29 protein-coding genes are annotated in these 25,320 nt (G+C 43.7%); 16 read left to right on the forward strand and 13 right to left on the reverse strand.

The features are described from left to right. The first annotated feature begins 77 nt into the window (after window positions 1-77). The 3 genes from HMPREF1139_RS03830 (at window position 78) to HMPREF1139_RS03840 (ending at window position 3,135) form a co-directional block, all read left to right on the forward strand. Window positions 78-1,286 carry a copper resistance protein NlpE gene (locus tag HMPREF1139_RS03830; RefSeq protein WP_009650304.1) on the forward strand — a complete coding sequence of 403 codons (1,209 nt, stop codon included), beginning with the start codon at window positions 78-80 and terminating at the stop codon, window positions 1,284-1,286. After that, on the forward strand, window positions 1,287-2,483 hold the full coding sequence (locus HMPREF1139_RS03835; RefSeq protein ID WP_009650214.1) for an MFS transporter: 1,197 nt from the start codon (window positions 1,287-1,289) through the stop codon (window positions 2,481-2,483). Between the two features lie 82 nt (window positions 2,484-2,565). Then, window positions 2,566-3,135, forward strand: coding sequence for a YceI family protein (locus HMPREF1139_RS03840; protein WP_009650341.1), 570 nt, complete (start codon window positions 2,566-2,568; stop codon window positions 3,133-3,135). A gap of 5 nt (window positions 3,136-3,140) precedes the next feature. Here the strand turns inward: HMPREF1139_RS03840 and HMPREF1139_RS03845 are convergent, their stop codons facing one another. The 10 genes from HMPREF1139_RS03845 to HMPREF1139_RS03890 form a co-directional block, all read right to left on the reverse strand. Further along, the gene (locus HMPREF1139_RS03845; RefSeq protein WP_009650034.1) at window positions 3,141-3,980 is read right to left on the reverse strand and encodes a CheR family methyltransferase; all 840 of its coding nucleotides are present in this window, start codon (window positions 3,978-3,980) and stop codon (window positions 3,141-3,143) included. Further along, window positions 3,970-4,533, reverse strand: a complete 564-nt coding sequence (locus HMPREF1139_RS03850) for a CheB methylesterase domain-containing protein (protein ID WP_009650087.1) — start codon at window positions 4,531-4,533, stop codon at window positions 3,970-3,972. Before HMPREF1139_RS03850 ends, HMPREF1139_RS03845 begins: the two co-directional genes overlap by 11 nt. Window positions 4,534-4,672: 139 nt before the next feature. Continuing rightward, the gene (locus HMPREF1139_RS03855; RefSeq protein ID WP_009649968.1) at window positions 4,673-6,364 is read right to left on the reverse strand and encodes a methyl-accepting chemotaxis protein; all 1,692 of its coding nucleotides are present in this window, start codon (window positions 6,362-6,364) and stop codon (window positions 4,673-4,675) included. A gap of 90 nt (window positions 6,365-6,454) precedes the next feature. Next, a complete protein-coding gene (locus tag HMPREF1139_RS03860; protein WP_009650354.1) occupies window positions 6,455-6,718 on the reverse strand; it encodes a FlhB-like flagellar biosynthesis protein in 264 nt (87 codons plus the stop codon). Further along, window positions 6,718-8,364, reverse strand: a complete 1,647-nt coding sequence (locus tag HMPREF1139_RS03865) for a flagellar hook-length control protein FliK (RefSeq protein ID WP_009650143.1) — start codon at window positions 8,362-8,364, stop codon at window positions 6,718-6,720. Before HMPREF1139_RS03865 ends, HMPREF1139_RS03860 begins: the two co-directional genes overlap by 1 nt. Window positions 8,365-8,374: 10 nt before the next feature. Then, a complete protein-coding gene (locus HMPREF1139_RS03870) occupies window positions 8,375-9,613 on the reverse strand; it encodes an MFS transporter (protein WP_009650107.1) in 1,239 nt (412 codons plus the stop codon). Then, entirely contained in the window at window positions 9,603-10,238 is a 636-nt protein-coding gene (locus HMPREF1139_RS03875) for a hypothetical protein (protein WP_009650320.1), read from the reverse strand. Before HMPREF1139_RS03875 ends, HMPREF1139_RS03870 begins: the two co-directional genes overlap by 11 nt. After that, window positions 10,235-10,507, reverse strand: coding sequence for an AtpZ/AtpI family protein (locus tag HMPREF1139_RS03880; protein WP_009650030.1), 273 nt, complete (start codon window positions 10,505-10,507; stop codon window positions 10,235-10,237). Before HMPREF1139_RS03880 ends, HMPREF1139_RS03875 begins: the two co-directional genes overlap by 4 nt. After that, window positions 10,500-11,789, reverse strand: a complete 1,290-nt coding sequence (hemL, locus tag HMPREF1139_RS03885; RefSeq protein WP_009650294.1) for a glutamate-1-semialdehyde 2,1-aminomutase — start codon at window positions 11,787-11,789, stop codon at window positions 10,500-10,502. The genes HMPREF1139_RS03880 and hemL overlap by 8 nt, the downstream gene beginning before the upstream one ends. After that, complete coding sequence (locus HMPREF1139_RS03890; protein WP_009650297.1) at window positions 11,786-12,157, reverse strand: c-type cytochrome; 372 nt, start codon at window positions 12,155-12,157, stop codon at window positions 11,786-11,788. The genes hemL and HMPREF1139_RS03890 overlap by 4 nt, the downstream gene beginning before the upstream one ends. A gap of 83 nt (window positions 12,158-12,240) precedes the next feature. Here HMPREF1139_RS03890 and folD point away from each other — a divergent pair, with 83 nt between their 5' ends. From folD to HMPREF1139_RS03905, 3 genes are read left to right on the forward strand one after another with little or no spacing between them, the layout of a single operon-like run. Beyond that, window positions 12,241-13,107 carry a bifunctional methylenetetrahydrofolate dehydrogenase/methenyltetrahydrofolate cyclohydrolase FolD gene (gene folD, locus HMPREF1139_RS03895; RefSeq protein WP_009649970.1) on the forward strand — a complete coding sequence of 289 codons (867 nt, stop codon included), beginning with the start codon at window positions 12,241-12,243 and terminating at the stop codon, window positions 13,105-13,107. Window positions 13,108-13,109: 2 nt separating this feature from the next. Beyond that, complete coding sequence (lepB, locus tag HMPREF1139_RS03900) at window positions 13,110-13,970, forward strand: signal peptidase I (RefSeq protein ID WP_009650015.1); 861 nt, start codon at window positions 13,110-13,112, stop codon at window positions 13,968-13,970. After that, the gene (locus HMPREF1139_RS03905; protein WP_009650110.1) at window positions 13,957-14,607 is read left to right on the forward strand and encodes a site-2 protease family protein; all 651 of its coding nucleotides are present in this window, start codon (window positions 13,957-13,959) and stop codon (window positions 14,605-14,607) included. Before lepB ends, HMPREF1139_RS03905 begins: the two co-directional genes overlap by 14 nt. 436 nt (window positions 14,608-15,043) lie before the next feature. Here HMPREF1139_RS03905 and HMPREF1139_RS03910 read toward each other — a convergent pair whose 3' ends face one another. Next, the gene (locus HMPREF1139_RS03910; RefSeq protein ID WP_009650217.1) at window positions 15,044-16,465 is read right to left on the reverse strand and encodes a DUF4139 domain-containing protein; all 1,422 of its coding nucleotides are present in this window, start codon (window positions 16,463-16,465) and stop codon (window positions 15,044-15,046) included. Window positions 16,466-16,662: 197 nt separating this feature from the next. On the opposite strand from HMPREF1139_RS03910, the gene HMPREF1139_RS03915 reads away from it, so the two are divergent. From HMPREF1139_RS03915 to HMPREF1139_RS03960, 10 genes are all read left to right on the forward strand, one after another. After that, the gene (locus HMPREF1139_RS03915; protein ID WP_009650295.1) at window positions 16,663-16,941 is read left to right on the forward strand and encodes a DUF883 family protein; all 279 of its coding nucleotides are present in this window, start codon (window positions 16,663-16,665) and stop codon (window positions 16,939-16,941) included. A gap of 57 nt (window positions 16,942-16,998) precedes the next feature. Continuing rightward, window positions 16,999-17,370 (forward strand): phage holin family protein, encoded by a 372-nt coding sequence (locus tag HMPREF1139_RS03920; RefSeq protein ID WP_257784765.1) that lies wholly within the window; start codon window positions 16,999-17,001, stop codon window positions 17,368-17,370. Continuing rightward, a complete protein-coding gene (locus HMPREF1139_RS03925; protein WP_009650116.1) occupies window positions 17,367-17,630 on the forward strand; it encodes a hypothetical protein in 264 nt (87 codons plus the stop codon). The genes HMPREF1139_RS03920 and HMPREF1139_RS03925 overlap by 4 nt, the downstream gene beginning before the upstream one ends. 64 nt (window positions 17,631-17,694) lie before the next feature. After that, a complete protein-coding gene (rpiB, locus tag HMPREF1139_RS03930; protein WP_009650150.1) occupies window positions 17,695-18,144 on the forward strand; it encodes a ribose 5-phosphate isomerase B in 450 nt (149 codons plus the stop codon). Further along, on the forward strand, window positions 18,141-18,473 hold the full coding sequence (locus HMPREF1139_RS03935) for a membrane protein (RefSeq protein WP_009650005.1): 333 nt from the start codon (window positions 18,141-18,143) through the stop codon (window positions 18,471-18,473). The genes rpiB and HMPREF1139_RS03935 overlap by 4 nt, the downstream gene beginning before the upstream one ends. Before the next feature lie 16 nt (window positions 18,474-18,489). Then, window positions 18,490-19,038, forward strand: a complete 549-nt coding sequence (locus HMPREF1139_RS03940; protein WP_009650138.1) for an adenine phosphoribosyltransferase — start codon at window positions 18,490-18,492, stop codon at window positions 19,036-19,038. A 1-nt stretch (window position 19,039) separates the two neighbouring features. After that, window positions 19,040-19,645, forward strand: coding sequence for a DedA family protein (locus HMPREF1139_RS03945; RefSeq protein ID WP_034966066.1), 606 nt, complete (start codon window positions 19,040-19,042; stop codon window positions 19,643-19,645). Further along, window positions 19,623-21,074: a leucyl aminopeptidase gene (locus HMPREF1139_RS03950; protein ID WP_009649965.1), complete on the forward strand. Its 1,452-nt coding sequence runs from the start codon at window positions 19,623-19,625 to the stop codon at window positions 21,072-21,074. The genes HMPREF1139_RS03945 and HMPREF1139_RS03950 overlap by 23 nt, the downstream gene beginning before the upstream one ends. Next, window positions 21,074-22,177, forward strand: a complete 1,104-nt coding sequence (gene ychF, locus HMPREF1139_RS03955; RefSeq protein ID WP_009650196.1) for a redox-regulated ATPase YchF — start codon at window positions 21,074-21,076, stop codon at window positions 22,175-22,177. The genes HMPREF1139_RS03950 and ychF overlap by 1 nt, the downstream gene beginning before the upstream one ends. Before the next feature lie 369 nt (window positions 22,178-22,546). Next, complete coding sequence (locus HMPREF1139_RS03960; protein WP_009650074.1) at window positions 22,547-23,101, forward strand: YagU family protein; 555 nt, start codon at window positions 22,547-22,549, stop codon at window positions 23,099-23,101. 252 nt (window positions 23,102-23,353) lie between these two features. Here HMPREF1139_RS03960 and HMPREF1139_RS03965 read toward each other — a convergent pair whose 3' ends face one another. Both HMPREF1139_RS03965 and HMPREF1139_RS03970 read right to left on the reverse strand, forming a co-directional pair. Then, window positions 23,354-24,160 carry a phosphatidylserine decarboxylase gene (locus HMPREF1139_RS03965; RefSeq protein ID WP_009650018.1) on the reverse strand — a complete coding sequence of 269 codons (807 nt, stop codon included), beginning with the start codon at window positions 24,158-24,160 and terminating at the stop codon, window positions 23,354-23,356. Window position 24,161: 1 nt separating this feature from the next. Beyond that, a complete protein-coding gene (locus HMPREF1139_RS03970; protein ID WP_009650316.1) occupies window positions 24,162-25,274 on the reverse strand; it encodes a metallophosphoesterase in 1,113 nt (370 codons plus the stop codon). Window positions 25,275-25,320 lie beyond the last annotated feature (46 nt).

Consider the following 25,320-nt stretch of genomic DNA (forward strand, 5'->3'; position numbering starts at 1 on the left):
GGGCATCAATACTCTGATATAACAGAGCCAATTTTAAATTACTAAATGTTATAATCTCGCCACCCAAAGGAGATACGATGAAGCAAATTTTAGCGTCTATTCTTGCTTTGATCTTGGCGGGCTGTTCGCTGAACAAAGCTCCCGTTCAAGAAGCGGCGGTGCAAGATAAAAATATGACCCAAAAACCAGCCGTCATCCAGCCCGAGAAAAAAGAGACGAAGATCGCCGTCTCAAACGCTATTTTCAGCACCTTTCACGCCATACTGCCCTGCCCTGACTGCGAGGGCATCAAGACCATACTCACGCTAAACAAAGACAAAACCTACGTAAGATCGATGCTTTACATAGCAAAAGATCCGAAATTTAGCCAAGAGGTTGGCACGTTTGAGATCAATGCAAATATAATCACCCTAAAAAGCGCCGAAGGCAAAACGCAGTTTTTCACACCGCATAAAAATTCCCTCATCCAGCTTGACGAAAACAAAAACAAGCGCACAGGTGTTTTAGCCGACATATATAGCTTCGAGCCGGTAGATAAGGGCTATAAAGAGAGCTTTTTTAGGCAATTTTTTAAATTTAAAAACGAAAAAAGCTTTCAAAGCGTGATAATAACTCCGTTTAAAGACGGTGCCAGGCTTGATGCGTATTCGTCTTTAAAAGATGGCGAGCCGCCTTGCTCGCTGGACGGGGCATTAAGCTACAAAGACGGCATCTTTTACCTCAAAAATGAAAATGGACTGGCGCTAAGCGTGCATAAAATTCACGATAACATTTTCATAAAAAACGAGAGTAAAAATATCTGCAAAAGAGGCTATATAGCCGGTAAATACAGCCAAAAAACGAGCCTAAAATGGCTATTTGGCAAGCACTTTTTAGGAGTTCTCACTGACGATATGAAAAGCTCTGATATCATTAAAATTTTTGGCTCGAAAAACATCAAACGAGATGCAAATTTAAAAGACGAAAACAGCTATATCGTATTTGATAGCGCAAAAAACGGGCTTTTTAAATACACTCTGCTAAATGGCATCATAACGCAGATCGAGCTGCTGACGCCTAAATTTAAAACTCCGGAAGGTATAAGCATAGGCTCAAATTTTGGCGAGATAAAAAACGCACTCAAAATAGAAAATTTTACGAACCAAAATGGCAAAATTTCACTAAAGATCCCTACTCATAACATCGTCATCAAGCTAAAAACGGCTGAAAACATAGCGATAAAAGGCCTAAGCGACATCCCGGACGACACGAAAATAGATAAAATTTTACTCATCTGGAATCAGTAGGTGAAAAGCTATCTCAAGCTTTTAAAAGACGAAAAGAATTTTCGTCTTTTAAGCTTCGTTCAACTGATGTGCTATTTTGGCGTATGGTTCTCGCACACTGGCATCTTCACGCTGCTCATCGAGCTTGACGCGCCCGTTTGGGCGATCACGGCTAGCGCTGCCATGGCGTATCTGCCGGGCGTCGTGCTAGCGCCTTTTAGTGGCGTTTTAGTCGATAAATTTAGCCCAAAACCCATGCTGGTAGCGATGGCGCTGATAGAAACTATCACCGTTTTCATGCTCATTTTTATAGATTCGCTCGATTTTCTTTGGCTGCTTTTAGTGCTGATTTTTATACGAAACGGCACGGGCGGCATGTATTTTCAGGTCGAAATGAGCCTGCTGCCCAAAATTTTGAGCAAGCAAAATTTAAAGCTCGCAAATGAGATACACTCCATCATTTGGGCCGTCTCATATACTGCAGGCATGGGGCTTGCAGGTATTTATATACATTTTTTCGGCATCAAAAGCGCCTTTATCCTTGACGGGCTGATCTACATTTGCAGTTTTTACTTTCTAGCGGCTCTAAAGATCGAACGCACAGCGCAAATTTTCGTCGAATCAAGCCTAAAAATGCTAAAAAACGGTCTCATTTATCTAAAACAAAATAGACTGGTCGTTCATCTCATATTTTTACACGCATTTGTTGGCGTGACGGCATATGAGGCGCTGGTAGCGCTTTTGGCGGATTATAAATACATGGGAATTTTATCCATTTCGCTGGTGATAGGCTTCATAAACGCTATGCGAGCGGTCTCCTTGATGCTAGCGCCGATGCTTTTAAGTAAATTCGTAAATAAAAACAACCTTGTCTTCATCTACATCGGGCACGGCATTGGCATCATCATCTGGGCGCTCTCGCAGCAAAATTTCTACGTAGGGCTGCTTGGCGTCACTGCGGCGGGCTTTTTCACATCGACGCTTTGGAGCTACACCTACACGCTATTGCAGCAAAACTGCGATAAAAATTTTTACGGGCGCGTCATCGCCTATAACGATATGATCTATCTTGGCGTGAGCGCCATAACGTCGCTAGCTATCGGCTCGCTATTTAAATTTGGCGTAAATTTAGAGATGATAACCGCGCTTATGGGCGTGATGTTTTTCATCGGCGCATTTTACTACTTCAAAATTTTGAACTCTTACGATATAAAGTAGTCTTGAAATAAGCTTACAAAACGATCAAAAGCTATACATTTACGATTTTTGATTATACTGGCGCAAAATTTAAGGAGTAAATATGAAAGAAATCATGAAATTTTCACTCGTTGTCGCTATTTTAGCGAGCTTTGCAAATGCCACAGTCTACGAGGTAGACGCCGCTCATACGAATGTCGGCTTTAAGGTCAAACACCTAAGCATCTCAAAAGTAAATGGAAATTTCGGCAAATTTAGCGCGACCATCGACTATGACAAGAGTTCAAACACACTAAAAACATTTGAGGCCAGCATCGACGCAACCTCGATAAATACGCAAAATGAGACGCGTGACAACCACCTAAGAAGCGCAGACTTTTTTGACACGGCAAAATTTGAAAAGATCACTTACAAAATGATGAAATTTGAAAAAGAAAGCCCGACCGAAGGCAAGGTCGTGGGTACGCTCACGATGCACGGCATCACAAAGCCGGTAGTGCTGAAATTCGAGCTTGGCGGATTTAGCAAAGATCAAGACGGCAAGGAAAAGATCGGCTTTAGCCTGGAGGGACATACGAAAAGAAGCCTCTTTGAGATCGGGCTTGACACCTCCGATCTTACGATCTCCGACAAAGTCGAGCTAGAGATCGAAGTCGAGGCTAAAGAGGGATGATCTCTTTACGCACGCTCGTAGTAAGACGCTCCGTAAGAAAACTGCTTGACATAAAGCGGAGTATAAGGCACGAGATCAGCATGGCCGGTGTATAACCTGCCTTGCTCTTTTAGTAGCTTATGCAAGCGCTCGACACATTTTAGCCTGAAGCTATCGTCAAAATATATCATCATATTTCGCGAAAGGATGATGTCGAATTTGCCAAGAGAAAATATCGCATCGTCAAAGACATTTAAAATTTTAAACTCACACCTTGGCAGCATCGACTTTTTGATCGCAAATTTATCCCCTTCTTTGGTGAAAAATCGCTCTTTTTGATACGCATCGAGTCGGTGCAAGCTACGCTCGTTATATATGCCGTTTAGACAGCCGGTTATGGCCTCCGAGTTTATGTCGATGCCTACGATATTTAGAGAGCTTTGAGGCATGCCGATCTCATGTGCGAGCATCGCCAGCGAGTAAGCCTCGTCGCCACTGGAACATGGCGCACATAAAATTCTAGCGCTCCCAAGGTCTTTAGCATAGCCGATCACGTCCTTTAGCTGCGGCAACTCTCTATAAAAATAGGTCTCGTTCACCGTGACTAAATTTAAAATATCCTGCCTCAGCTCGCTGTTGTAGCGTATCATACTGACGATATCTTTAAAAGTTTTTATCTGTCTGTCTTTGGCAAATATCCCCAGTCTTTGAAACGTGATATCTCGTTTTGGCTCGAGATCGACTCCGCAAAGCGTCTTTATGATGTTCATAAAGTCGTTAAAGCCGTCCATATCGGTAGGCGCTTGTGCGCTCAGGATGTCTTGCGCGTCTTTTTTGTCTGAATTTTCGTGTTTTTTAAAAAGCATTTAAAAAGTCCTCGAGCTCTTTTCTGGCGGCAAATAAATTTAGCGATTTTAAATTTGGATTTAGCTCCTTGGCGCGTTTTGGCATACCATAAACTATCGCGCTGTCCTCGCTCTCGGCGATACATCTAGCACCCGCTTTATAAAGGTTATTTAGCCCGCTCGCGCCGTCATCGCCTATACCAGTCAGCAGTATCGCCATTACGTTTGCGCTCTTGCATACACTCACGCCGGAGTTGAAAAGCATATCGACATTTGGTGTGTATATGGTTTTAGTTTCGGTATTTGGCTTTGCGTTTAGCGGCACGCTATCGCCTATCATGAAATTTTGCTCGCAGATATATACCCTGTCTTTTAGGACCGCCCTATCGCTTAAAATTTCAACATTTATCTCGCATTCTCTGCCTATTTGCGTCGCAAAAGACGGGATAAACATCTTATTCATATGCTGCGCAATGACTATGCTTGCGCCTTTTAGATCGATGTTTTTGAGGAGTTTTTTTATATGACCTGGTCCGCCCGTAGATGCGCCTATCAATACTAGCTTTTGAGCCACTATCCGCCTTTTTGCCCTTAAAATTTAGATGGCATTATATCATAAAAAATCAAGTCGTTTGGAATAAATTTACCTAGTCTCTGTCATATCCAAAGCCGAAATTTCAAAATTTCGGCTTAGATTTTATCGATTTATCTGGTCACGTTCTAAATTCGCCCAGTTTGGCGTTTAGAGTATCGGTCATCTTATTTAGATGCTCGGCTGCGCTTGCTATCTCTTCGACGCTTCTTGCATTTTCTGTTGAGATAGAGTTGATACCATCGATATTCCCTACTATTTCGTCTATGCTCTTGCCTGTGTTTATGTAGTCTTGTATCGTTTTATCAGATAGCCCTATCGCACTGCTCATCACTTCGCTCATGACCTTGATGGTCTTTTCAACATCGCTAGCGACATTTGTAAGCTCTTGTATCTGTTTAGAATTTGCACTCATCTGCTCGCTAGAGTCTGATATCGCTTGGACTATGACGTTTATGGTCGCGTTTATCTCTATTAGGCTCTTTTGAGTCCTTTCTGCAAGCTGTCTGACCTCATCGGCGACGACTGCAAATCCACGTCCATGCTCGCCAGCTCTAGCAGCCTCGATAGCGGCGTTAAGAGCTAGTAGATTTGTCTGATCGGCTATATCGTTTATCACGACGAGGACTGATTTGACCTGCTCTGCATCACGGCTTAGCTGATCTATCTTGCCAGCCATTTCGTTTTCGGTTTGAGCGGTCTGGACTATCTCGGATGTCAAATTTGAGATCGATTTAGTAGCCTCATCTACATATCCTAGCGCCTTTTGTAGATCGTCTTTGCCGTTTTGAGCTATTTGGATAGACTCTTTCATGCCTGATTGTATCTCGTTGCAGTCCTTGCTGGTTTTGCTCACTATCGTCGTAGAGTCCTCTACACGTTTGCCGGTTTGAAGCGATGTCGAGCTAAGCTCGTTTGCGATAGAGGAATTTTCAGAAGATAGGTGCTTAGCGTCAGATATCAATATCCTTACTTTTTCTATGAAATTATTTATCGCTTCGCTTGCTTGAGCTATCTCGTCTTTGCCGTTTACTTCAAGCTTTCTAGTCAGATCGCCGTCTCCGCTTGAGAGGTTGTTCGCTCTGTCTATGAGCTCATTGAGCGGTTTAGTGATAGAAAATTTAGAGTAAAGTATAGTCGCGATCAAAGATATTATCATTATGATGATGGCGACCATCACAAACATCTGCATACCTTTTGCCGCGTCCGCCTCCATATCTTCTACTATCTTATCGGCTCTTTTATAGGCGTCTTCAAGATCGGCTATCGATACAAGAACAACATCTTCGCCAAATAAATTTATACCAAAACTATCGCCAAGTCTTCTTGTATGTTTTCCATCTTTTGCAACAAAGGTAAATTCCACAAATTCGTCTCTATCTGAAGTTTGAATAAGCTTTTCTATATATTTAAGTCCGTTCGCATCCGTTGCATTTATCCTGCTTTGCCCGTTAAACTGCGGGTTGCCTGGATTTATGATCGTATTGCCTTGTTTATCATACACGCTGATATAGTTTTTATTGCCCGCACCAAATCTAATCGATTCGATATATGCCAAGATATCCTTTTTTATATCCTGTTGGCTTTTGCCGCTATCTATAAATTCTTTTTGAACCTTTGATATTAGCGTAGAAACTATCGTCAGCTCCTCGCTTAAAGCTACCTTTTTCCCGGTTATTACGGCTTTTACGAGCTCGTCTTCGGAAGATTTAATCGTTTTATCTTGTTCATAGTTGTTTAGGGCAACTAGCGCAACAAGCAAAACAACAAGTGATGAGACTATCATCACCATAACTTTTGTTGAAATTTTCATTCAAACTCCTTTGTGTTGCAAATTTTATAAACTCGGCAGATTATACATCAAAAAACAAAAAATAAATTAAAAGTAAAAATAAGCTAACGATTATTTTTTATTCGTCACCTTATACAAGAAGCTGAAAATTTCAGCGACAGCCTTATATAAATTTGGCGGTATCTCTTGATCTATCTCGACTTTACTTAAAATTTCTATTAAATCGGGGTCTTCTTTGATCGGTATCTCGTGTTCGCGAGCGAGGGAGATTATCTTGTTTGCTATCTCGCCAGAGCCTGTGGCTAGGACTTTTGGAGCGCTATTTTTCTCGCGATTATAGCCAAGCGCGACCGCCTTTTTCTTAGACACTTGCATCAGATCTTCTTATCAAACCCCACGTCAAATCCGCCGAAATTCTTAAATTTCTGTCTGATTTGCGTTTTGGGCATCGCTTTTAGATTGAAATTCGAGACTATGAGCCCAAGCTGCGAGATCGCCTGCTTCAGCTCGCCGGCCCCGCTTGAGATTAGATTTTTAAATTCGCTCGTTTGTGTAGCTACCGAGATATCGATGTAGCGCTTATCGATCAGTCCTACCATGACGTTTACTTGGCCGTATTTTTTAAAATTTAGATCGATTTGCGCGTAGTATTTGTCTTTTTTACCGTGTTTAAAAGCTACATTGCCGCCCTCCACACCGTCCCAAACGTAGGGCATATAGGTTTGTATACCTCCTTGCAAGCTGGAGACTACTTGATGTATCTCGATTTGAGAGAGCATTTTATTAGCCATTTGGCTTATCTGCGGGTTTTGACTCTTTTCACTGATAGATAAAAGAGTGCTTTTTACATCGCTGCTTAGTGTCTTTGCGACCTCGGCGGAATTTTTTTGAGTGATATTTGTTATATCGTTGGATGCTAGTTTTAGCTGCTTTAAAAGCGCTTTACTCTCGTCTAAATTCGCCTTTGCAGCGCTTGCGCTAGCATCTGCGAAATTTAGCGTCTGCGCCAAACGACGAGCTGCGCTTTGGAGCTTATCTTGCAAGCTAGCCTCGTTAGAGCTGCCGCTTAGCGCCTTAAATTCTTTGACGAGCCCCGCCTCATCACCTATATCGTTTAAAAATTTCAGATCCCTTTGCAAGGCCTCAAGCGTCATTCTTAGCTCCTTGTGGTTAGAGCTAAAGCCAAAATTTTGATTTAGCTTTTCGTTTGCCAGACCGCCTATTTTATCTTTTAAATTTGAGACGAAATCAAGCATTTTTCCTACTTGCATTTTTATATTATCGGCGTTTGGATCTTTCGCGCTCATTTTATCTAAAAATTTCGAGACATTATCAAGCTTATTGACATCGCTTAAAAGCACCTTGATGTTTGAATTATTGAGCGTATTTTGAGCTTGATTTTTGGTGTTTTCCAAGACCGTGCTAAGCTTTGAAAAAGAATTTTGATTGTCCAAATTTTCATCGTTTGCAAGCGTCAAAATTTCATTTAGTAGATTTTGATTGCTTAAATTTTTGATGTCGCTTAGCAGTTTTTGGATCGATGATGGCAGCTTTTCGCCGCTTAACGCATCCTTTAAATTCGCCTCCAGCAGCACGCCCGAGTTTTTTATCTGCTCGTTTAGCGGTGCATTTTTTAGCTCGGCGATAGGTTTTAAAAACTCCTTCAGCTTTAGTGCGAGCTCTTTTAAACTCGCGTTTTGCTCGGTATCGCCTTCGCTCTCAAGAGCCTTAGCCAAAGACTGCAGGTCGTTTGAGAAATTTGGCGCTATGCGCGTATCTTTGGCTTGTTCTAATATCTGCTCGGTCTTTGTGATGCTGGCGCTGCTTTTTAGCTCGTCAAGCACGCGTGCAACGAGCTTGCCGACATTATCAAGCGCATTTTGAACGCTCTGTTCGCTTACGCTTTGAGGCGTGGGCTGGTTTTTAAAAAGCCCTCCTTGAGGCGTCTTTACCGCACCTTGTGCGCCTGAAGCGCCACTTTGGACGGCTGTTTGAGTGTTTATATTGTTTAAAATTTCCATCGTTCGCTTTTTATTTTTCTACATCGGCTAAATTTTGCTTTACGTTTAGGCTGCTTATCGCACTGGTGCGAGCGACATGCTGTTCGTTGTAGTTCTTGCGAAGATAGGACGGAACGGTCTTTTGCGTCAGAGCAAAGATTATAAGAAAGCTAAAAACGATCAAATAGACATAAATAAAGCCAAAGGCTCCGAAATACCTCATGCTAGCGCCCATCAACATAGGTGAGACGAGTGAAGCTAGCGAGTAGCTAAAAAGTAGCGCTCTTGCCACCTGCACGCTTTGCGTCTTGTCCGTGATCTCGTCGTTTGCACGCGCGATGGAAAGCCCGTATATACAAAATATCCCGCTACCAAAGAAAAATGCGAGGATGTATTGCACCGTGAGGTTGTGCTCGTTTAGCAAAAACAGCAGCGCAGAGACGAGCGCTACGCAGCTTGAGGCGATGATGGCCGGTCTGCGGCCAAATTTATCAGAAAAGCCGCCTATCACAAGCTGCACGCTAAAGCCGCCCGCCATCGCGATCGTCATAAAAAACGAAACCTCTTTGGTACCGTATCCTTGAAGCAGCACGAATAAACTTGCCATAGAGAAAAAGCCGTTTACCGCTATGCCGGCGACCAGTGCGCCTACGAGCGCAAGCGGCACGATACCTAAAATTTTAGGTATGTTGATGCTTTGCTTTTGCGGGATCTGCGGCTGTTTGATGCGGATGAGGTTTAGTGGGATGCTTGAGATCATTATGAATGCGGCGCTTATTATGAAAATTTCAAAGCTGCTAAGATCGAGTGCCAGTATCAATATGCCAGTGCCAAAACTCGTGTAAAAAACGCCCTCGTAAAACGCCAGCACACGCGATCTGATGAAATTTGCAGTCTTTGCGTTCAGCCAGCTTTCGATGACCATCAGTAGCCCGTAGTAGCAATATCCAAGGCAAGCACGCAAAAACGCCCAAAAATATAAATTTTGACTGAGGCTATGAAACATCGCCGAGACGCCAAAAACCGCCGTAAATATCGCAAATGCACGGATATGACCGGTCTTTGAGATGATGCGATGCGAGCTGATGGTGCTTATTAGTGCGCCGACAAAAAAGCAGGTATTTACAAGGCCGATTTGCATCTCGTCCACGCCCATTTTCTTAAGCTCCACGCCGCAAGAGGCGATGACTAGTCCGTTGCCGATAAAAAGCAAGCTCATACCCAAAAACAAAGGCAGCATCGAGCGGATCGTGCGCATACTACTTGACATCTGCGTGTCCTTGTATCGCGGGATTTGAGGCTAAATTTTGAAATTTCGATCGAGCGCTTTTTGTCTGCTCGTTTTGGCTGAAATTTAGTCGTTTGCCGCCGGGTCCTGATACCGACTGCGCGTTATCGGCGCTTTCTTTACTAACAAAGCCAAAAACAAGCGCTCCAAGCGGCATAGGCGCTAGTCCTATCAAAAAGCCGGCGATGTCAAGCGCTCCTTTGCGATCTAACATCAAAAATCCCAAAAAAAGCACCGCATAAGCTAGCAGCCTATATGGCATGACGGCCGCCGTGAGGTTCATATCTTTTAAGCCAAGCTTTTGCTTTTTGAGCCTAGCTTTCTCGTCCTTGAGGCTAAAATTTTGCACTTTGGCCTCTTGCTCTACGCCCTGTTCCTCTTCGTCCCACTCATCATCGATGCTTTGCATAGCTAAAATTTCATCTCGTCCGTTTTCTACGCGAGTTTCAACACGCCTTTTATACGCGCGAAAGCTAGCGGCCAGGATCAGCAAAGAGGCAAAAAATGCCACTTGCGAGCTAAGCAGGAATTTAAGCGAGATAAAACTGCCCGCCACGAGCAAAATCAGCCAAAAACAAAGATAAACGAGCGCGACTCTTTTTATCACTCATCGTCCTCATCGTCGTCTTTTAGGGGCTTATAGCGATTTTCATCTTTTAGCTCGTCAAGGCTTTTCATTTGAGACCTATAAGCTTTATAGACGTTTAAGATCGCCGCCGCGATGCCAAGAGCAAGCCCGCACCAAAGCGCAAAACCCCAGCCTGTGAGGCTTTTTACCCAGTAGCCAAGCCCCGTGCCAAGTGCGACCGCCACGACCATCGAAATGCCTAGGCTAAGCTGCTCGGCGCCAGAAACGATGTCTTTTATCTTAGCCATTACGTTTTATCTCTTTAAACGCTTCACGCGCCGCATTTACGGCAAAATCGATATCCGCCTCGCTCATAGGCTCGCAGATGAAGCCCGTCTCAAACTGGCTAGGGGCGAGATAGACGCCTCGCTTTAGCATAGCGGCGTGAAATTTAGCAAACAGCCTGGTATCGCTCTTTAGCGCATCGTCATAGTTTTTGACCGCATGAGGCGTGAAAAAGTAGCCAAACATTGAGCCTCTGACGTTAGTTTGAAGCGCTATATCGGCCTCATTGGCCGCGGCTTTAAAGCCTTGCATCAAACGATGGGCTAAATTTTCAAGCTTGGCGTATAAATTTTTGCTTGCGTTTATCTTTGAAAGCGCGGCTATACCGGCACTCATCGCGATAGGGTTGCCGCTTAGCGTGCCCGCTTGATACACCGCTCCGTCAGGGCTTAGGCAGTCCATTATCTCGCGTTTGCCGCCAAATGCAGCCGCGTTCATGCCTCCGCCGATGACCTTGCCAAAGGTCACCAGATCAGCTAAAACACCGTGATACGGCAACGAGCCAAATTCTGAGGCTCTAAAACCACTCATGACCTCGTCTAGTATGAGCACGGCGCCAAATTTATCGCAAAGTGCGCGAAGGCTTTGTAAAAATTCTTTATCTGCAGGCACTAGCCCCATATTTCCGGCGATAGGCTCGATGATGACGGCGCCTATTTTGCCCGGGTTGCTTTCAAATATCGCCTCCACGCTCGCCGCGTCATTATAGACTGCCAAGTAGGTGTTTCTCACGACATCCTGCGGTACTCCGCCGCTTGATGCGTTGCCATACGTAGTCGCACCGCTGCCCGCTTTTATGAGTAAAGCGTCCGAGTGTCCGTGGTAGCAGCCTTCAAATTTTATGAGCCCATCTTTTTTGCTGTATCCGCGAGCTACGCGTATCGCGCTCATGGTGGCCTCGGTGCCGGAGCTTACGAAGCGGATCTTGTCTAAATTTTCAAATTTCTCGCAAAGTATCTTTGCAAGCGTCGTCTCGACCAGGGTCGGCGCACCAAAGCTAAGGCCTTTTTTGACCGCCTCGATGACCGCCTTTTCTATATCAGCGTCACAGTGTCCAAATATCAGCGGTCCCCAGCTTTGGATAAAGTCAAGATATTTCTTGCCCTCTATATCGTAGATGTATGCGCCCTTACCGTGATCGATGATGATAGGCTCGCCGCCCACGCTACCAAATGCACGCACGGGCGAATTCACGCCACCTGCTATAAATCTCTTAGCCTCGCTGAATGCCTCTTTATTCGTCATTTTTTTCCTTTTGGTTTATTTTGATTGTTTAAACTTATCACGTATTCGTATAAAATTTTGCTCTCCTCGGCCGTTAAAAAATAGCTTGGCATCACGCCTCTTGGACTCTCAAGCGCTGCCTTGAAGCGCTCAAAATCAAGATCGTTTATCCGAGGTGCTCGCAGCTCGTCGTCTACGAGCTTGTTCGTTTTTTTATCAAAATGTTTAAATTTAGAGATGACGCTGCCCGTGCCGTTTGCGCCGTGACACTTGTCACAGCCTATGCCGCGCGGGTTTAGATAAAGCATCCTCGCGTATTCCATTTTGGTTATAAAATCGGCACTTTGCGCCAGCGAATACAAAGCGAAAATGCAAAAAAGCAGCCTCATCGGTTTCCTATTTTAAAATTTAATTAAATTTTGGATATCATACAATTTTTGTGATTAAAAGAGTATTTAAGTAAGGATAAATTATGAAAATTTTAGATGGTAAAGCCACCGGTGCAAAGGTCAAGGACGAGGTCAAAGAGCGAGCGAGCGCCCTTAAAAATGCAGGCATAGAACCGGCCCTCGCCGTTATCCTGGTAGGTAGCGACAAGGCCAGTCAAACATACGTCGCGGCAAAGCAAAAGGCCTGCGAAGCCAGCGGTATCCGCTCGGTGATGCACAAACTACCACAAACCACCAGCCAAAACGAGCTTCTAGCGCTCATAAACGTTTTAAATTTAGACGACAGCATAGATGGAATTTTAGTGCAGCTGCCGCTACCGGCTCACATCGATACGACGAGCGTTTTAGAGGCCATTTGGCCACAAAAAGACGTAGACGGCTTTCACGCGGAAAATGTGGGGAAACTAGTTAGCGGACTTGATGGCTTCGTGCCTTGCACGCCGCTTGGCATAATGAGAATTTTAAAAGAGTATGGCATCGATGTAGCCGGGCTAAACGCCGTGGTCATAGGCAGAAGCAACATCGTGGGCAAGCCGATGGCAAGCCTACTGCTAAACGCCTCGGCCACAGTGACTATCACGCATAGTAAAACGCGAAATTTAAAGCAAATTTGTAGCACAGCCGATCTCATCGTAGCCGCCATCGGAAGGCCGAATTTCGTAACGGCCGATATGGTAAAAGAGGGCGCGATAGTCATAGACGTAGGCATAAACCGCCTGGATGACGGACGCCTCGTAGGAGACGTGGACTTTGAGACGGTAGCGCCCAAGAGCTCCTTCATCACACCGGTTCCCGGGGGCGTAGGGCCGATGACGATAGCGATGTTACTTAGCAACACCATAAGATCGGCTCAAAACAGGGCTAAAAATCTAGGCATAGTAAAAGAGTGAAAATGAGAAAAATTTTTAATAAACTACATGAATTTTCGAGCAGCTGGACTGGCACTGTCATCATCGTTTTGCTCGTTATTTTCTTTATCGCTCAGGCTTTTGTCATCCCGTCGGGATCGATGAAAAACACGCTTTTAATAGGCGATCATCTGTTTGTCAAAAAATTTAGCTACGGTGTGCCTACACCTAGGATACCGTGGCTGGAAATCAAAGTCTTGCCGGAATTTAACGGCAACGGACACCTCATAAACGGCGAAGGTCCAAAACGCGGCGATATCGTGGTCTTTCGCTATCCAAACGACGAGAAAGTGCACTACGTCAAGCGCTGTTTTGCCGTGGGTGGCGATGAGGTCGTATTTGTCGAGAAGCAGACCTTTTTACGCCCGTTTGAAGGCGATGAATACATCCGCGCAAACTACGATGAAAAAGACATCGTCTCGCTTGACGGCAAGCTTTTTGTAAAAGAGCCTTATAAATTTAGCGGCATCCACTACGACCCTAAAGTAAATATGTTTGAGCAGATGCTTTACTATCTAAACGCCGGCAAGCTCGCGATGAAGCCCGTTTTTATCAATTCTTTCAAGCCAAGCGAACAGTATAATTTCAACGCGTTTTATTTTAAAGTGCCCCAAGATCAATACTTTATGATGGGCGATAACCGCGACCACTCTAACGACAGCCGCTTTTGGGGCAGCGTAGAGTATAAAGACATCGTCGGAAAGCCGTGGTTTGTCTATTTTAGCTGGGACGATAAATACCGCATCCGTTGGGAGCGCATCGGAAGATTTGTAGATACGATCCAAAACGATGAGAAATTTACGCAGTATGCGCTAAAAGAGGCTGAAGTCGATGGACTTCACTGATTTTGACGCGGCTAAAATTTTAATCATAGTCGCATCACTCGTAATAGCTATCGTCGGGCACGAGATAGCGCATGGTTTTGTTGCTTATAAATTTGGCGACACGACGGCTAAAAATTTAGGCCGCCTAAGTATAAATCCTATCCGTCACATCGACCCGCTAGGCACTATCGTCATACCAAGCGTGATGTATATGGCCACAGGACTTATGTTTGGCTGGGCAAAGCCCGTGCCGGTAAATATGAACACGGTTATCAAAAACGGCGGATACAAAGGCGCTATCGCCGTGGCGCTGGCCGGGATTTTATATAATCTCATCCTGGTTGCGCTTGCGTTTTTGGCGTTTAAATTTGTAAAAACCGCCATGCCAAGCGCAATTTTGATGCAGTTTTTATACACTTTGCTGGCTCTAAATTTGATCTTGGCCGTTTTCAATCTCTACCCTATCCCGCCACTTGATGGCTCAAAAGCGCTTGAATACATTCTGCGGATATTAGGACTTGGTGCATTAGCCGATCGCTTTGCGGGACTACAAAGATACGGCTTTATCGCGCTCGTCATTATCTTAGTATCGCCCTTTAAAGAGCAGTTTTTCTACCCTGTAGGATACGCTTTGGATCTAATGAATTCTTTGCTTTGACGGACTGATCGTTTATAGTCAGGACTTAAATTTAGCCTGTCAAAGAAAAAATAAAATTTTAAAGAGCCGATCTAACCAAAGGGCCAAACGGCCCTGAATTTATTTTTGGCTCTATTATAATAAATCATTGGTACTCACTTTGCAAACCTTGCTTGCTCCAGGAGCGACCTAGCACGGATGCGAACAGCGTTTGTGCGGGAGCGAGTAGCCGAACATATAGCACGATTTTTCTGCTTCGCGTTGCTCGCAGCTTTTCAAGACGCTTCGTTACACTCGCAACTGCAAGCAGAACGCGTTCAGCCTGTGGCTTTTCTGCTCGTAGCGCAGTCTCGTTACGAGCGACAGCGAAGTGAAAAATCGGCAGTAATAGCGTCGCTTCACAGGGTTTGACTTCACTCTTGAAAGTTGAAAATCAATGAAATATTTTAACAGAGCCTTATTTTTTTACCTTCGTCAGTTCGTATGAAAACTCGATGTCTTTACTCTCGTTTGCCTTTAGCTCAAAGTCCCAGTTGACCCTGCCCTCACGGTCTATGCCGTTTTCTTTTGGCGTATTTTTGGTGCTTACTTTGATATCTTCGTGCGTAGATATCGGCAGTCTCTCTTGCAAGGTCACGTTCCAAGCTAAATTCGAGCCGTTTTTCACGGTGTATTTGTAGGCTTCGGTGGTGGAGCTATTGTTGCCAAAAAACGACTCTTTCGTAAAGTCGTTTATCTTTTCTTTTTTTACGCTTATGAGGTCATTTTTACCAAAAAATATAGAATTTTCCTCACTTGGCAAGACCTTTATGCCCTGTGTCTTAGCGATATTTACGCCGTCTATTTTGATCGTGGTATCGGCGTATTCTACGCTTTTAAGAGGGGTGAATTTCGCCCTTACGTAAGCGTTTGACGCTCCGTATCCATCGATAAAAATATCAAATTTAGCGTCTAAATTTTGCTTATCATATACGAACGAGCCCTCTTCGTTTGATTTTAGATTCACGTTTTTTATCCGCCATGAATTTGAAAGCGTGCTTTGAAAATTCTGGCCCTGCACCTCTTTTGCCGAGCGGCCAAACTTTGCGCTAGCCATGTCATAAGCTTCGTTGGCCATAGGCGCAGCCGCCACTTCCAGCATCGGCTCGTCCTTGCCCTCGTACCACGGATAAAAATGTGACGGAGATAAATTTGAAGAATAGGCAAACGGATAAAGTGCGATCGTGAGGTTGTTTAGATCCTGACTGAGCGGATTTTTGACGACTAGACCTTGGATGATGTTTATCTTTTTGTTTGCCGTGTCGGCTAAAATTTTATTTTGTAAGCGCAGATCCACATTTACAGGATATGAGACTTTTACGAATTTCGGCCCGCACTCGAAGCTTAGATCAAGTCTTACGAAATATTTAGGGCTATATTTTTGTATCTTTGAATTTAGATCATTCATAGCCTCTTCTATCGCCGAGATTTCACTGAAATTTTCAAGCATCAGATTGTAAAATTTCCCGCTATTGTCCTTTAAAACGGCGATGTCTTGAACCTCTTTGCCAAGCGAGAAATCGCTCAAAAATTTGCTCTTGCTACTTAGCGCACTTAGCTTGTTTTTTAGGCGCACCAGCTCCTTTTTAGCCTTCTCGACCTCGACATAATCATCATCTTTAACGATCTCGCGCTCATTTAGCTTCAAGCTTCGCACCTCGCAAGATGCACTCACGTCGATATCGTTTAGGGTCACGGGCTCAGGCAAATTTAGACTAAAAGAGCTTTTTTGATCCATAAAGCTTTGGTGTAAGAATACGCGATTTGCATACACTTCTATCAAATTTTCATCTGCCAACGCGCAAATAGCGAGCGTCGAGCTTAAAACTGCAGCCTTCACAAGAATCTCCTTGAAAAATTTTAACTAACATTATATCGGCAAAAATATAAAATTCCTCATATTCTATTAAAAAATTGTTGAATTTTTATATATTTTTGCATATTGACTTGAAATGAAATCCTTGATACACTTTCATCCGTCACATACCAAAACAAAGGAGCGGTAATGAATACTCAGTTTGAAAAAAACGTGAAGAGTTGCTAGGCGAAATTCGCGATATCCTCACAAGCGCAGAGGAGCTTTTCGACGAAAAGTCAAAAGCAGGATCAGAAGAGCTAAAGAGACTGAAAGAAAGCCTAAATTCTCGTATAGATAAGGCTAAACAGCGATTTGCCATATTACAGGAAGACGCGATGAGCAACGCAAAAAATATAGCCAAACAAACCGAGTCTTTAGTGCAAGAAAATCCATATAAAGCTATCGGTGTAGCGGGTCTTATCGGCTTGTTGCTCGGTGTGCTCATCAGCAAGAAATAGGCTGTCAAAATTTCAAGCGGCCATTTTAAAGGATAAAAGATAAAAGCGATTCAAAATATTAAAAATACCTTAGTCACGGTACTTGAACTAGCTCATATCCGCCTTGAAATGGCCTGCCTGGAAATCAGCGAACAAAAAGAAAGGTTGCTGGTGGCAATGATTTACATCTTGCTAGCGACCTTTTTCATTTTTACAGCGTTTATAAGCTTGCTTTTCGGGCTAAACGCGTTTTTAGAAAACACAGAGTCTAAAATTTCAGCATTTTTCATCATCGCCATTATTTTTTTACTGCTGGCTCTTACGATGGCTTTTTTTGTAGTCAAATTCTTTAAAAAACAAGCCTTTTTGAGCGATACGGTGTCCGAGATAAAACAAGACATTAAAGCGCTAAAAGAGATCATAAATCAACCTCGAGACACGCTAAGATGAAAGAGACGTTCAAGCTGGAAAAAGAGCTGCTAAAGATGAAAGGCGATGCCTTGCGCATAAAGCTATTTGCGCAAACTAATGCCACAAAAAAAGAAATTTTAGAGCCGTTTGACAAGCTAAGATCCCTTGTCTCATACCTAAACAACCCCATATCTCAATCATTGTTAATCGACCTGATCGGCAAAAAGATCCTAACCAAGCGAAATTTCGCCTGCTCGGTCATCGCATTAGCGGTATTTTATCTGATAAAAAGAAAGTAAATAAAATTTCTCTTTAATCCTATTTGCGCTATAATCCCTTGATTTTTAAATTTACGGAACATACATGGATATAGAAAAAATCTTCATCGCGAGCGATCATGCAGGTTTTGAGCTAAAAAACGAGCTAAAAACGATCCTCTCAAATTTAGGACACGAAGTCATCGATCTGGGAACTAATGATGGCAAAACGAGCGTCGATTATCCTGATTTTGCACATTCGATGGCTAAAAATTTAGCTTCTAAATGTTACGGAGTGCTGATATGCGGCACCGGCATCGGTATCAGCATCGCTGCAAACAGACACCAAAATATCCGCTGCGCCCTTTGTCACGACGAATTTACCGCTCGTCTAGCAAGAGAACATAACGACGCAAATGTGATAGCCTTTGGCGCCAGAGTCATCGGTGCTGGCGTGGCTGGCGAAATGCTAAAGGTATTTTTTAGCACGGAATTTCAGGGTGGCAGACATGAGCGCAGAGTCGGTAAGATCGAGCCAAATAAGGAAATTTCATGATAAGCGACTGGCTATTTCTCACATTTTTGATCTGCGTTTGTATCTACCTAACGGTGATGGTTTTTTACTTTAAAACGCTTTTGAAAAAGGAGCGCACGACTAAAGACTTCATGAAAAACAACCTCCAAGACACTGAGATCGTCATACGAAAGCTTCAGATCCAACTCCAAAGAAGCCTCGGAAATATCGACATCTTGACCGACGAACTAAACAAAACTAAAAACGACGTGACCTCGCTTCGCACCAGAAATTCTCAATATCGCCTCGAAAACGATAAACTTCGTCAGCGTATCCGCGAGCTAGAGGGCAAGATCGAAGCGCTACTATAAATTCACAAGGACAAAAATGAAAGAGCTAAACAAAAAGGAAAAAGAGTATTTGCTAAATTCTATCCGAGCGATCAAGGACTTCCCAAAGCCCGGTATCGTGTTTCGCGATATCACGACGCTTTTAAACGATAAAGAGGCGTTTAACTTTTTGATGGATCATTTGACTGCCAGATATGAAAATTTTGGGATCGATTTCATCGCCGGTATCGAGTCGCGAGGCTTCATATTTGGAGCTGCGCTGGCTGCGCGTTTGAGGCTACCATTTGTGCCGATACGAAAGCCTAAAAAGCTGCCCTACATCACGATCTCGCAAAAATATAGCCTCGAATACGGCGTCGATGAAGTGCAAATTCATATTGACGCATTTGGCGAAAAAGAGGATGCCAGAGTGCTTCTAATCGATGATCTCATCGCCACTGGCGGCACGGCAAAGGCATCTGTAGAGCTCATCGATCAAACCAAAGCAAAATGCGTCGAGGCGTGCTTTCTCATAGATCTAAAAGAGCTCGGCGGTAGCGGCACTCTAAAAAAACTCACTAAAATTTACAGCGTATTAGAGATTTAAGATGGAAGAATTTTTCATAAAACTACTCACGGAGTACGGTTACATCATACTTTTTGTATGGTGTATAATGGAGGGCGAAATGGCTCTCATAATGGCTGGTATCCTAGCCCATACCACGCATATGCACATCATCGTCGCAATATTCGTTGCAGGTCTTGGCGGCTTTTGCGGTGATCAAATTTATTTCTATCTTGGGCGCTATAACAAAAAATACATCGCCAAAAAGCTCCACGCACAGCGGCGTAAATTTGCCATCGCGCATATAATGCTCAAAAAATACGGCTGGCCGATCATCTTTATGCAGCGCTATATGTATGGCTTTCGCGTGATAATCCCGCTTTGTATCGGCCTTACCGGCTATAGCGCGAAAAAATATGCTTTCATAAATTTAATAAGCGCTTGGTGCTGGGCGGCGATAACGGTCATACCTGCATGGATTTTAGGCGAGCATATACTTGAAATTTTAAAAGAGGCCAAAGAGCACTGGTATTTTGCCATACCTATCGTGCTGGTATTTTTGTCCGCTTTACTTTATATATTCAGGCGTATCGAAAATAAAATTTTATACGAGAGGAGATACAGAAATGAAATTTCAAATAATAAATAAAAAACTTAACGAAATAAAAGCCGATTTAGAGCTCGTTTTCGTCGTGGATAAAAATTTAAAGCATAAATTCATAAAAGATCAAAAAATCTTTAAATTTACAAACTATAAAGGCGATAGCACTCTGCTTTTACCCGAGAGCGCGAGGCTTTACGTAGATGTAGCAAAGCTCGAATATAACGAGCTAAGGATCGCTGCGGCAAAGGCTTATAACGCTGTAAAAAATCTAAATATAAAAAGCGTAAAACTCGGCTCATATCTGGCAGGATGCGGCAAAATGAGCTTTCAATGCCTTGTCGAGGGCTTTTTGCTGGGAGCGTATGAATTTAACAAATACAAAGAAAAAAAGCAAACTTGCGCATTAAAAGAGATAATCTTTGGTACGGAAGAATTTAGCGGCGGCAAAGTAGATGTAGCAAAGGCCGAGCTTGGCTTTAAAAACGGCTCCGTCATCGCAGCTGCGACAAATTTCACCAAAGACATCGTAAATGAAATTCCCGAAATTTACACTCCGATAAAGATGGCCAATGACGCGCAAAATTTAGCCAAAAGCCTAAAAAACGTCACTTGCAAGGTGCATGACGAGAAATTTTTAGAGAAAGAAAAGATGGGCGCATTTTTAGCTGTAAATCGCGCGAGCGTGCATCCGCCGCGTCTCATACATCTAACCTACAAGCCAAAAAATGCAAAGAAAAAGATCATCTTCGTCGGCAAAGGGCTCACGTATGATAGCGGCGGGCTGAGCTTAAAGCCGGCTGATTATATGCTGACGATGAAAGCCGACAAAAGCGGGGCTGCGGCGGCACTTGGGATCATAAAAGGTGCGAGTGAGCTGGAACTGCCGTTTGAAATTCACGCCATTTTGGGTGCAACTGAAAATATGATCGGCGGTAATGCGTATAAACCTGATGACGTGCTGATCTCACGAAGTGGTGTGAGCATAGAGGTGCGAAACACCGACGCCGAGGGCAGGCTCGTGCTAGCTGATTGCCTTAGCTACGCGCAGGATTTTAAGCCCGATCTACTCATCGATATGGCGACGCTCACGGGTGCTTGCGTGGTCGGACTTGGCGAATACACAAGCGGCATAATGGGCAACAACGAGGAGCTTAAAGCTCAGTTTAAAGCAAAGGCTGCAAAAAGTGGCGAATACGCGACCATTTTAGAATTTAACCCGCACCTTCGTGAGCTCGTTGAAAGCCAGATCGCAGACATCTCAAACACCGCATCAAGCAGATACGGCGGAGCGATAACGGCGGGGATTTTCCTTGATAAATTTATAAAAGAAGAGTTTAAAGACAAGTGGATACACCTTGACATCGCGGGGCCTGCATATCTGGAAAAAGCATGGGGATACAACCAAGCAGGCGCGACAGGCGCTGGCGTGCGGATGAATCTATACTACCTAAACGCGCTTGCAAAGGAGCTGTGATGGGGCTGGCAGTAGGTATCGTAGGACTTCCAAACGTAGGCAAATCAACGACATTTAACGCTCTAACCAAGGCTCAAAACGCCGAAAGTGCGAACTATCCTTTTTGCACGATCGAGCCAAATAAAGCCGTCGTGCCTGTACCCGACAAACGTTTAGGCGAGCTAGCAAAAATAGTAAATCCAAACCGTATCCAATACTCGACCATCGAATTTGTCGATATCGCTGGGCTCGTCAAAGGTGCGAGCGGTGGCGAAGGGCTGGGGAATAAATTTCTCTCCAACATCCGCGAAACGGAGGTCATCTTGCACATCGTGCGCTGCTTTGAGGACGAAAACATCACGCATGTAGAAGGCGGCGTCGATCCCATCCGCGACGTGGAGATCATCGAGACGGAGCTCATTTTAGCCGATATCGAGCAGCTAAATAAAAAAATCGAGCGTCTAACGCGCGAAGCAAAGGCGAACGCAAAGGGCGCGAAAGAGACGCTAGCGGTGGCAAACGCGCTGCTGGCGCACCTAAACGAAGGCAAGAGTGCCAGCAGCTTTGCGGACAAGGAAAATGAAATTTATATAAATTTAAACAAAGAGCTTCGCTTGCTGAGCGCAAAAGAGGTGATTTATGGCGCAAACGTTGATGAAGACGGCATCGCACAGGATAATAAATTTGTCGAAGCTCTGCGAGAATTTGCCGCTCGCTCGGGACACGAGGTCATCAAGCTTTGCGCGAAAATAGAAGAAGAGCTAATCGGACTTGACGATGCCGAAGCGCACGAGTTTTTAAGTTCGCTTGGCACGAACGAAAGCGGACTGGAAAAGATCATCCGCACGGCGTTTGGCAAACTAAATTTGATAAGCTATTTCACCGCCGGAGTGGTCGAGGTGCGCGCATGGACGATCACAAAAGGTTGGAAAGCCCCAAAAGCCGCAAGTGTCATCCACAACGACTTTGAGCGTGGCTTCATCCGCGCGGAGGTCATCAGCTACGAGGACTATATCGCGTACGGAGGCGAAACGGCGGCAAAGGAAGCCGGTAAAATGCGACTGGAAGGCAAGGACTACATCGTAGCAGACGGCGATGTGATGCATTTTAGGTTTAATGTCTAAATTTAAAGCTCTTTTCTGACAGCGTAGGCAAATAGTATAAACGGATACATTTGCCTTACTGGTGTTTGCGACTAGTTCCTTGTGAAGTTGCAAATCAACCCAAAATAAACAAAATCTCGTCTTTAAAAGCAAAATGCAAAGCACGGTCTGCTCGTTTTAAGACAAGGCCAAAATACCTCGAAAACTATGAGTAAAGTAAGGCAAAATCGTACTTTGTGGTTATTATCCAAATGCCATTTTCGTTTTCCATCACTCGTAAGCAAATAAATGAAAAATTTTACAGTAAAAATGCGCATAAGCTCACCAATTAATAGCCCCTTAATATTATAATTATATAATAATAATTATTTTCAATACGAAGGAGAAAAAATGTGTTTTACTGATCCTGCAAAACGTAGATACGGTCTCATGTTCTTGATAGGGATTTTAGCCGGGGTGTTTGGAGCCATCGTAAAATGGGGATGGGAAGTGCCGTTTCCGCCGCGCAATCCAAATGTATTTTTCCCGGTAGATGCGATGGAGCGCGTCACTCCGCCTAAAATTTTCCTAGAGCAGATCGGAGCTGCGACAGACTGGACTTACGTATTTTCGGGCGTAACACAGCCGCTTTCGATCTTTATCGTGCATGTGCTTTTCTCGGTAGTTTTTGGTGTGATGTACTGCGTCATCGCTGAGGCTTGGCCGCGTATAAAGATGTGGCAAGGTGCCGTTTTTGGCATCGCGGTATATGTTTTGGCGCACGTTATCGCTATGCCGCTTATGAAAGAGGTGCCACCTCTTAGCGAGATACCTTTTGACGAGAATTGTTCAGAATTTTTCGGTCATATAGTTTGGCTTTGGGGCATGGAGATCGTCAGACGGGACATAAGAAATCGCGTGACCAAAGAGCCCGACCCAGAGGCTGTTTGCTGCACGAAACACTAACTAAAGAAGCCGTTGAAGCTAGCCTTATGGCTACTTCAATGGCCTTATAAAAATCGACTCTGCTAAATTCTAAAATTTTAAACAGTCTAGGGTAACTAGATTTTACGAGCTAGTTTACCAACGCCGATTTTTCACTTCGCTACGAGCGATGCGAAGCAGAAAAATCGTGCTATATGTTCGGCTACTCGCTCCTGGAACATATAAGATTTGTGAAGCTTTCGTTTAAGGGCTTAAAACTTTTCTAAAATAGAGCTAAAATTTTATAAGCCCTATACTCTCGGCAAATTTAAGCTCTTTGCCCTCAAAAAGGTTATATTCTATACTGCCATGCTCACTGATGATGACGATAGTCGAGCCAAGCTCGAAATTCCCAAGCCTATCACCCTTTTTAAATTTCAAATTCTCATACTCGTAAATTTGCGTGAAATCGGCCATTGCATTCGTTTGTATGCGCTCGTCAAACACGAATTTCATCTTGCCAACATTTAGCGCACCCACAAAAACGAGCCAAAGTCGCCTACCACCACTCATCTCGCACTCAAGCGCCACTCGCTCGTTTTTAGTGTATAGGCTTTCTACTTTTTTTAGCCACTTGACAGCGACGCTATAAAGCCTGCCTGGGATATAGACAGCCCGCTTTATCTGCAGATCGCAAGGCGCATGGTAGTGGTGATAGTCTTTGGGACTTAGATAGATGTTTGCAAAATCATACTGTGCATCGGCCGCTTCGCTCATGGCTGAGCCTAAAAGCTCCTTAATATCGTAGCTCATACCCTTTATACTAAAGGCCTTATTTCGCTCGCTACTACCCACGCTAAGGCAAGTGCCGTCGCAAGGGCTGATGAAAATTTCATCGGCCGTATCAAACTCACGTGGCTTTAAAAGCGAGCGTGTGAAAAGCTCGTTTAGACTCTTGTATTCGCTAACGTTTTTAAATTCGCTCATGTCGATTTTAAAAAATTTCATATATTGTGAATTTATGCGTTCTTGCACCGGCTTTATAAACTCAAACCTACTTATAATCCCGAAAATTTGTGAAAAGGTGTTGTCACTTACCATATCATTCTCCCTTTAAGTTTAGTATCGCAACCTCGCTTGGCGCAAAGATCCGCACAGGTGGTCCCCAAAATCCGGCGCCGCTGCTAACATAAATTTGCATTTTATCATTATATTTATAAAGGCCGTGTAAATATCCTTGATCCAGTAGAACAAGCAATTGGAACGGAAAAATTTGCCCCGCATGCGTATGCCCGCAAAGAAGCAGATCGACATCTCGCGTCATAAATTTAGTAAATTTCGGCTGATGCGCGAGCAAGATCGTAGGCAAATTTTCGTCTATGCCCTCAAGCGCCTTGTCCAGGTCAGGCTCTAAGTGCTTAAACCTAACGCCAGCAAGATCATAAACCCCAGCCAAATTTACGCCACCTACTTTGACGTTTTCATTGCCTAAAATTTTGACGCCAGTTTGATCTATCTTGGCTAATATTCCGTCTATCCCATGATAGTATTCGTGATTACCAGGTACGTAAAAGATGCCGTATCTTGAATGTATATCTTTAAGCGGATCTAAAAAATCCCCTATCTTGTCCGCGCCGATATCTATCATATCTCCTACGATGACGACTATATCGGATTTTGTTTCATTTATCTGATAAACAAGAGTAGCTAAAAATTCTTTCTGCAAAAAATCGCCCAAGTGGATGTCGCTTATCATAGCAATCTTTAAAGGAGCGCTTAAATTTTTTATTTTTATATTAACTTGGCGCAGTTTGGGTGGCGTAAGGGCGTTGAACATGCCCTTGAAAAAATATGCAAAAAGCAATATCAAAAAGGTGGCATCGAAACAAAATTTTATAAATTTACGGCGACTGGAGCTAAATTTAGTACGCCTGAAAATACTTCTTAAAACATCATAGCCCACGCTTACTGCAAATAAAAATAGTGAAAAACCGATCAACGTGCCAGCGATAAGATAAAGCTCTACACTCAAGAAGCTAAATCTTATCTGCATGACGAAAACAAACTCGGCTACGGAGATGAAATATAAAAAATAACGTATATAACGCAAATAAGGCTGTAAAAACACGACCTTTTTTATGAAACGTTTATAAGAATAGAAATTTGTCAAAACGGAGAATATGAAAGCACCGATTATTATTCTTAAAAGGCCCAAATTTTTCCTTTAAATTTTGGCTGATTATATTAAATTTTATTAAATG

Source organism: Campylobacter sp. FOBRC14, assembly GCF_000287855.1.
GTDB lineage: Bacteria > Campylobacterota > Campylobacteria > Campylobacterales > Campylobacteraceae > Campylobacter_A > Campylobacter_A curvus.

Excerpts from the sequence above, each read along its gene's own strand:
- HMPREF1139_RS03880 (WP_009650030.1), bottom strand. The coding sequence starts at position 10,507 with ATGGCTAAGATAAAAGACATCGTTTCTGGCGCCGAGCAGCTTAGCCTA.
- HMPREF1139_RS03855 (WP_009649968.1), bottom strand. The coding sequence starts at position 6,364 with ATGAAAATTTCAACAAAAGTTATGGTGATGATAGTCTCATCACTTGTT.
- HMPREF1139_RS03865 (WP_009650143.1), bottom strand. The coding sequence starts at position 8,364 with ATGGAAATTTTAAACAATATAAACACTCAAACAGCCGTCCAAAGTGGC.
- HMPREF1139_RS03860 (WP_009650354.1), bottom strand. The coding sequence starts at position 6,718 with ATGCAAGTGTCTAAGAAAAAGGCGGTCGCGCTTGGCTATAATCGCGAG.
- ychF (WP_009650196.1), top strand. The coding sequence starts at position 21,074 with ATGGGGCTGGCAGTAGGTATCGTAGGACTTCCAAACGTAGGCAAATCA.
- HMPREF1139_RS03890 (WP_009650297.1), bottom strand. The coding sequence starts at position 12,157 with ATGAGGCTGCTTTTTTGCATTTTCGCTTTGTATTCGCTGGCGCAAAGT.
- HMPREF1139_RS03905 (WP_009650110.1), top strand. The coding sequence starts at position 13,957 with ATGGACTTCACTGATTTTGACGCGGCTAAAATTTTAATCATAGTCGCA.
- HMPREF1139_RS03870 (WP_009650107.1), bottom strand. The coding sequence starts at position 9,613 with ATGTCAAGTAGTATGCGCACGATCCGCTCGATGCTGCCTTTGTTTTTG.
- folD (WP_009649970.1), top strand. The coding sequence starts at position 12,241 with ATGAAAATTTTAGATGGTAAAGCCACCGGTGCAAAGGTCAAGGACGAG.
- HMPREF1139_RS03925 (WP_009650116.1), top strand. The coding sequence starts at position 17,367 with ATGAAAGAGACGTTCAAGCTGGAAAAAGAGCTGCTAAAGATGAAAGGC.
- HMPREF1139_RS03935 (WP_009650005.1), top strand. The coding sequence starts at position 18,141 with ATGATAAGCGACTGGCTATTTCTCACATTTTTGATCTGCGTTTGTATC.
- HMPREF1139_RS03830 (WP_009650304.1), top strand. The coding sequence starts at position 78 with ATGAAGCAAATTTTAGCGTCTATTCTTGCTTTGATCTTGGCGGGCTGT.
- lepB (WP_009650015.1), top strand. The coding sequence starts at position 13,110 with ATGAGAAAAATTTTTAATAAACTACATGAATTTTCGAGCAGCTGGACT.
- HMPREF1139_RS03940 (WP_009650138.1), top strand. The coding sequence starts at position 18,490 with ATGAAAGAGCTAAACAAAAAGGAAAAAGAGTATTTGCTAAATTCTATC.
- HMPREF1139_RS03960 (WP_009650074.1), top strand. The coding sequence starts at position 22,547 with ATGTGTTTTACTGATCCTGCAAAACGTAGATACGGTCTCATGTTCTTG.
- rpiB (WP_009650150.1), top strand. The coding sequence starts at position 17,695 with ATGGATATAGAAAAAATCTTCATCGCGAGCGATCATGCAGGTTTTGAG.
- hemL (WP_009650294.1), bottom strand. The coding sequence starts at position 11,789 with ATGACGAATAAAGAGGCATTCAGCGAGGCTAAGAGATTTATAGCAGGT.
- HMPREF1139_RS03945 (WP_034966066.1), top strand. The coding sequence starts at position 19,040 with ATGGAAGAATTTTTCATAAAACTACTCACGGAGTACGGTTACATCATA.
- HMPREF1139_RS03840 (WP_009650341.1), top strand. The coding sequence starts at position 2,566 with ATGAAAGAAATCATGAAATTTTCACTCGTTGTCGCTATTTTAGCGAGC.
- HMPREF1139_RS03845 (WP_009650034.1), bottom strand. The coding sequence starts at position 3,980 with ATGCTTTTTAAAAAACACGAAAATTCAGACAAAAAAGACGCGCAAGAC.
- HMPREF1139_RS03965 (WP_009650018.1), bottom strand. The coding sequence starts at position 24,160 with ATGGTAAGTGACAACACCTTTTCACAAATTTTCGGGATTATAAGTAGG.
- HMPREF1139_RS03950 (WP_009649965.1), top strand. The coding sequence starts at position 19,623 with ATGAAATTTCAAATAATAAATAAAAAACTTAACGAAATAAAAGCCGAT.